The sequence below is a fragment of the Terriglobales bacterium genome (genome assembly GCA_035937135.1).
Taxonomy (GTDB): domain Bacteria; phylum Acidobacteriota; class Terriglobia; order Terriglobales; family Acidobacteriaceae; genus DASYVL01.
Genome location: DASYVL010000023.1, coordinates 1 through 6,279, shown reverse-complemented (window position 1 = coordinate 6,279; position 6,279 = coordinate 1). Strand labels below are relative to the sequence as shown.

The 6,279-nt window shown below is 64.0% G+C and carries 6 protein-coding genes; 1 reads left to right on the top strand and 5 read right to left on the bottom strand.

The window, feature by feature from the left end; genetic code table 11:
- The 4 genes from VGQ94_01175 to VGQ94_01160 form a co-directional block, all read right to left on the bottom strand.
- A partial coding sequence (locus VGQ94_01175; GenBank protein HEV2021118.1) for a dipeptidase occupies positions 1 to 1,071 on the bottom strand: 1,071 nt, incomplete at its 3' end.
- A 53-nt stretch (positions 1,072 to 1,124) separates the two neighbouring features.
- On the bottom strand, positions 1,125 to 1,874 hold the full coding sequence (sdhB, locus tag VGQ94_01170) for a succinate dehydrogenase iron-sulfur subunit (protein HEV2021117.1): 750 nt from the start codon (positions 1,872 to 1,874) through the stop codon (positions 1,125 to 1,127).
- An 8-nt stretch (positions 1,875 to 1,882) separates the two neighbouring features.
- On the bottom strand, positions 1,883 to 3,664 hold the full coding sequence (sdhA, locus tag VGQ94_01165) for a succinate dehydrogenase flavoprotein subunit (protein HEV2021116.1): 1,782 nt from the start codon (positions 3,662 to 3,664) through the stop codon (positions 1,883 to 1,885).
- A 13-nt stretch (positions 3,665 to 3,677) separates the two neighbouring features.
- Positions 3,678 to 4,418 (bottom strand): succinate dehydrogenase, encoded by a 741-nt coding sequence (locus VGQ94_01160; GenBank protein ID HEV2021115.1) that lies wholly within the window; start codon positions 4,416 to 4,418, stop codon positions 3,678 to 3,680.
- A gap of 193 nt (positions 4,419 to 4,611) precedes the next feature.
- Between VGQ94_01160 and VGQ94_01155 the strand changes: the two genes are divergently transcribed.
- Complete coding sequence (locus VGQ94_01155) at positions 4,612 to 5,151, top strand: hypothetical protein (protein ID HEV2021114.1); 540 nt, start codon at positions 4,612 to 4,614, stop codon at positions 5,149 to 5,151.
- An 11-nt stretch (positions 5,152 to 5,162) separates the two neighbouring features.
- On the opposite strand, the gene rdgB is transcribed toward VGQ94_01155, so the two are convergent.
- Positions 5,163 to 5,771, bottom strand: coding sequence for an RdgB/HAM1 family non-canonical purine NTP pyrophosphatase (gene rdgB, locus VGQ94_01150; protein HEV2021113.1), 609 nt, complete (start codon positions 5,769 to 5,771; stop codon positions 5,163 to 5,165).
- Positions 5,772 to 6,279 lie beyond the last annotated feature (508 nt).

Below are 6,279 nucleotides of genomic sequence, written 5' to 3'. Positions count from 1 at the left end.
AAGATCGGCGGCAGAGTCGAGGCCCTCCGGCAGGGAAGTGACGCCGTCGAAATCCGAGCCCAGGCCGACGTGGTCCACGCCCGCGATCTTGGCGATGTGGTCGATGTGGTCGATGAGCGAGGAGAACGGCGGCCGCGGGATCTTCGCCGCCCATTCCTTTTCCAGCGCGGCCTCGGCGCTGTAGGGCACAGAGGCGACGTTGTGCTCGTGCTTGTACTTTTCCTCGAAGGCGGCGATAGCGGCGTCACGCTCAGCCTTCTGCGCTTTGTAGGCGTCGAGGAACTTCTGGTCGATGAAGGCGGAGAAGAAGTTGACCTGAACCACGCCATCGTTGCGGGCGACGGCGCGCAGCATGTCATCGGTCATATTGCGGGGATGGTCGTTGAGGGCCCGCGAAGAAGAGTGCGAAGCGATGACCGGAGCGCGGCTGATGACCAGCGTGTCATAGAAAGTTTTATCGGAGACGTGGGAGACATCCACCATCATGCCCAGCCGGTTCATCTCCTGCACCACCTCTTTGCCGAAGGGCGTGAGACCGTTATGGTGCTCGACCTTGGGATCATTGATGTCGCCGGAGGAGTCGCCCCACTCGTTGGTGTTCGACCAGGTGAGGGTCATGTAGCGGACGCCCAGGCGGTAGAAGTCGCGCAGCAGGCCGAGGTCGTTCTCGATGGCGTGGCCGCCCTCGATGCCCAGGAGCGTGGCCAGGCGGGGATGCTTGCCGGAGCGAGCGGCCAGGATGTCGCGCGAGCTGAAAGCCATCACCATCCGGTCGGGATGCTTGGCCGCCTGCTGGTACACGGAGTCAATGAGCAGCATGGCGTGCTGGGCGTACTGCCCCTTCCACGAGGGCTCCACCCAGATGGCGAAGAACTCGGCGCCCAGGTTGCCGGCGCGGGCCTTTTCCAGGTCCATGTGGCCCTCGGTGACCGGGGTGACGGTGCCCATGTCGAAGCCATCGTCGAGGAAGCGCTGCGGGGTATCGGCATGCGTATCCACGACCATGGCGGAGTTGTGCAGAGAGCGCGCTTTGGCGGAAACGGCCGGGGCGGAGGTCTGAGCGGTGGCCAAACCGCCAAGTAGCAGGAGAGCCAGTAAGTATTTATGCATGTGTGTGATAACCGTCATCCTCTGAAGAATTCCACGAGAGCCTGCTTCATCACGTCGCCGCCCACGTCGGCGATAGCGCGGGTGAGCGGGATGTCCTTGGGGCAGACCTCGACGCAGTTCTGAGCGTAGCCGCACTCCTGGATGCCCCCGTCGCCCATCAGGGCAGCCAGGCGCTCGTGCTTCTGCATGCGTCCGGTGGGATGGGTATTGAAGAGCTTCACCTGGGCGATGGTGGCGGCGCCGACGAAGCCCGTCTTGTCGTTGAACTGGGGGCAGGCCTCCATGCAGCAGCAGCAGGAGATGCAGCGGGAGATGGGGTAGGCCTCCTCCTGCTCGCGGGCGGAGACGCGAGGCCCGGCGCCCAGGTCGTAGGTGCCGTCCACCGGGATCCATGCCTTGACCGCCTTCAGGTTCTCGAAGATGACGTTGCGGTCCACGGCCAGGTCGCGCACCACGGGGAACTTGGAAAAAGGCTCCAGGCGGATGGGTTGTTCGAACTTGTCCACCAGGGCGGAGCAGGCCATGCGGGCGCGTCCGTTGATGAGCATGGCGCAGGAGCCGCAGACTTCCTCGAGACAGTTCGAATCGTATGTGATGGGCGTGGTCGGCTTGCCGGCGCTGGTGACGGGATTGGCGGCAATCTCCATCATGGCGGAGATGACGTTCATCCCTCGCTTCCAGGGCAGCTCGAAGTCCTCCCAGTAAGGCTTGGCCTGGGGGTTGGCTTGGCGGCGGATTCGGAGGCGAACAGTCCTATCTGCCATGTTCCTCTCTAGGCCGCTACATCATACCGCCGCGGCCGCGGCGGGATGAGCGAAGTATCCACGGGCTCGAACTCGAAGCGGGGTTCGTCGGCGTCGGGGGCGAAGACCGCCTTGGTGGTCTTGAGCCAGTTCTTATCGTCGCGCTCGGGGAAGTCCGGCTTGTAGTGCGCTCCGCGCGACTCGTCACGCTGGGCCGCGCCCTGGGCGATGACCCGCGCGAGCTGCAGCATGTTGTAGAGCTGGCGCGCGAAGACTACCGAAGTGTTGGCCCAGTTCGTACGGTCGCTCAGGTTGATGTGCGTGAAGCGCTCGAGCATCTCCACCAGCTTGACGTCGGTCTGCTGCAGCGTCTTGTTGTAGCGGATGACGGTGCAGTCTTTGGTCATCAACTCACCCAGCTCCCGCCACAGGCGGAAGGGATTCTCCTTGCCATCGGAGCGCATCAGGCCGGCGTTGATCTCCTCCTGGCGTTTTTTCTCGGCCTCGAAGTGGCCGTTGGCAGCGGGCGCGCCGGCGAATTTAGCATAGGCCATGGCGGCGGGGCCGGCGACGAACCCTCCCCAGATGCAGGAGAGCAGCGAGTTCGCGCCCAGGCGGTTAGCCCCGTGGTACTGGTACTCGCACTCGCCGGCGGCATAAATGCCGGGGAGATTGGTGGCCTGCTTGAAGTCGATCCAGAGGCCGCCCATGGTGTAGTGCGTCCCGGGAAAGATCTTCATGGGCGTGGTGCGGGGGTCGTCGCCCACGAACTTCTCGTAGATCTCGAGGATGCCTTCCAGCTTGCGGTCGAGCGTGGCGCGGTCGATGTGGGTGAGGTCGAGGTAGACCATGGGCTTGCCGTCCACGCCCAGGCCGTGCTCGAAGACCACCTTGTGGATGGCGCGGGTGGCCACGTCCCGGGGCACCAAGTTGCCGTACTTGGGGTACCACTCTTCGAGGAAATAGAAACGCTCGGATTCCGGGATGCTCTTCCACTCGCGCTGGTCGCCCTTGTTCTTGGGCACCCAGACGCGGCCGCCTTCGCCGCGCGCCGACTCCGACATCAACCGCAGCTTGTCCTCGCCGGGGATGCAGGTGGGATGCACCTGGATGAACTCCCCGTTGGCGTAGTAGGCGCCCTGCTGGTAAAGCGCCGACTGGGCCGAGCCGGTACAGACGACGGAGTTGGTGGACTTGCCGAAGATGGCGCCGATGCCGCCGGTGCAGATGATGATGGCGTCGGCGGGGAAGGTGCGCACTTCCATGGAGCGCAGGTCCATGGCGCAGATGCCGCGGCAGGCGCGCTTGCCATCGAGCACAGCGGAGAGGAATTCCCAGTGCTCGTACTTGGTGACCCGGCCGTCGTCCTCGTGGCGGCGCACCTGCTCGTCGAGGGCGTAGAGCAGTTGCTGGCCGGTGGTGGCGCCGGCGAAGGCGGTGCGGTTGTAGAGCGTCCCGCCGAAGCGGCGGAAGTCGAGGAGGCCCTCGGGGGTGCGGTTGAAGGTGACGCCCAGGCGGTCGAGCAGGTCGATGATGCCGGGCGCGGCCTCGCACATGTCCTTGACCGGAGGCTGGTTGGCCAGGAAGTCGCCGCCGTAGATAGAGTCGTCGAGGTGCTTCCAGGTGGAGTCGCCCTCACCCTTCAGGTTCTTGGCGGCGTTGATGCCGCCCTGGGCGCAGACAGAGTGCGAGCGTTTCACGGGGACGATGGAGAACAGGTCCACGTGCCCGCCGGCCTCGGCGATCTTGATGGTCGCGGACAGTCCCGCCAGCCCGCCGCCGACCACGATGATGCTGGGAGCTTTCGCCATATTCAGATGAACTTCATCTCGCGGGAACCTTCTCTATCGCTTGCGCCGCCGGCTTCTCGATGGGTTGCATGGGCCAGCGGAAGAAGGAACGGACAGTATAGAGTCCGACGGAAATGAACAACAGCGCGATGCCGAAGCAAACCACTCCGAAATGCCTCCGTGCTTTTTCGCCTACCGTGATGCCCCATTTGGCGGCGAAGAGCCACAGGCCATAGGCGAAGTGCCACGAGGCCGCCACCACGCCCACCACGTAGAAGGCAACCACCCAGGGGTTCTGGAAGGAATGCTGCACCTTGGCGAAGGCCGCGTCCGGATTCTCGAACAGGCTGACGCCGGTGAAGCGCATCTCCCAGGTGTGGAACAGTATGTAGGCGAAGGCGACGGCGCCGGTCCAGCGCTGCGCGGTGTACATCCGGTTGCCGGTCCAGGGATACTCCGCCACGTTCGATTCGCCGCGGTACCAGATGTAGAAGCCGTAGAGGGCGTGAAAAAGAAGGGGAATGTAGATGCCGAAGATCTCCAGCAAGTGAGTGAAGGGAAGTCCAGTGAGGAACTTGACCTGGTTGCCGTAGGCCTGAGGGCCGTTGGTGGCGAAGGCGTTGGAGATGAAGTGTTCCACCAGGAAGGCGCCGACGGGAACGATGCCGCTGAGGGAATGCAGGCGGCGGAGGAGGAAGGAGCGTCCCTGGCCGGCCCGCAGGGGCGCCACGCCGGAGCGGACTTTTGGAGCCGCGGGGGAAGCAGCAAGAGTCATGCCGGCTGAGTTCCTCAGGTTTTCAGGGTGAGCTGCCAACCCGCGATTATCTTTTCCCGCTCGCACTCAAGTCAAGGAAGCGATGGACCACTCCGGGAACGGGGCACGCCTTTTTCCGGAAATCCCCGCCTAAAGGCTTGTGCGTCCGGGCGTGGCGGATATAATGAGCGGTTTAGCCCAGGAGACGCGGACGATGGCTACACCCATACTGGCATTCGCGCAAATCGCCACCGATTGCGAGGGGGAAGGACTCAGCCCCAAGAACGGGGATCGGATCGGAGCGGAGCTCGCCAAGACTTTCGGCGTGCAGGGCGACGAAGTGGGCATCATGCGGATGGAGAAGGCGAGCCTGATGTTCGTATATCCCTCGAAGCTGCAGAACGTGGGAAGCATCCCTCTGAACACCACCAACTCGGTGGCGGCGCGGACGGCGACCAGCAAGCGCGCCGAGATCATCAACAACTTCGCCCAGTCCAAGCACGCCAGCGTCTTCGAGGCGGTGGAGCTGGGCAGCGTCCCCAAGCACATCCCCGGGGAAAAGCCGGCGGAGAAGCACATGCACATGATCCAGAAGCTGATGTCGGTGCCGGTGATGGGGCCGGCGGGGGCGCTGGGCGTGGTGCAGATCTGCCGCAAGGGAGCGTCGGCGCCCGCGGCCGGGCTCGACTTCACTCCCGCCGACCTGCAAAAGCTTGTGGGCATCGCGGGAGCGCTGGCCAAATGCTTTAAGTAAGCGGGCAGCAATTAGCAGTCAGGATTCAGCCGGCACCACTCCAGAAATCTTCTGAACGCCGCGCCGCGGTGACTGACCGCGGCTTTTTCTGCGGGCGCGAGTTCCGCGAAGGTCTTGCCCAGCCCGGGAAAATAAAAGAGCGGGTCGTAGCCGAACCCTCCGGCGCCACGGGGCGCCCGAGCGATGACGCCGGCGGCTTCGCCGCGAAAGGCGGCGAGTGTCTGGCCGTCGTGGGCCGCAGCGATCACACAGACGAAGCGGGCCGCGCGCCGCTCCTCCGGGACGTTCTGAAGCTCACGCAGCAGGCGGGCATTGTTGGCCTCGTCCGCTGGCAGGGTCGCGGATTCATCGGCGGCGTAACGCGCTGAGCGCACGCCGGGAGCGCCGGCGAGTGCGGCCACCTCCAGCCCGGAGTCGTCGGCCAGCACCAGCTTCCCGGGCGCCAGGCGGCTGTAGTGCTCCGCCTTCTTGCGGGCGTTCTCCTCGAAGGTGGCGCCGTCCTCGGTGGCGGAGGGAAGGGAATCAACACCAGGCAGGGGTTGGACCTCGATCTCGCCGGCCGCAGCGGCAAAGTCTCGAAGTTTCCCCGCGCTGGAGGTCGCGATGAAGATACGACGCACCTCGGGATTCTAAGGGCAGGCGGGGCGATTGGCGACTGCCCATGACGTGCCCCACTCGTCACTCAGCTAAGTGTCGGTGCGCGATTATGCGTCCGATAGCACCCGTCTATCAAGGGTGGATTTGCCACTGTACGGCTTCCCGTCGAAGGACCCGACGAAGGAGCAGGCGAACCATTCCTAATGATGGATGTGGAGGTGAGATGGCGCGCCCTAGGGGACGATTTCAGAACTCTGGTTTCAGGCCCGATTCAGCTTCTAACGTATGAAACCCCTCTCAGCGACCTTTGGGCACAGGCGTAACCGCGTGTGGCCATGGCGGTTGCGTTGCAGGTTGAGGCTCTGTGCCGAAAGGAAACGGTTTTGGCACGCTAGCCGTTTTGCGGCCTGGTGCGTGACCTTTGGGTTGTGAACCCAAACGGATAACTCCACCCTTTCGAAAACCGTGAAAGGATGGGGCACCCTCGAATGGGGCACCCTCAAGGCTCTATGTCTAGTGAACTCTTCACTG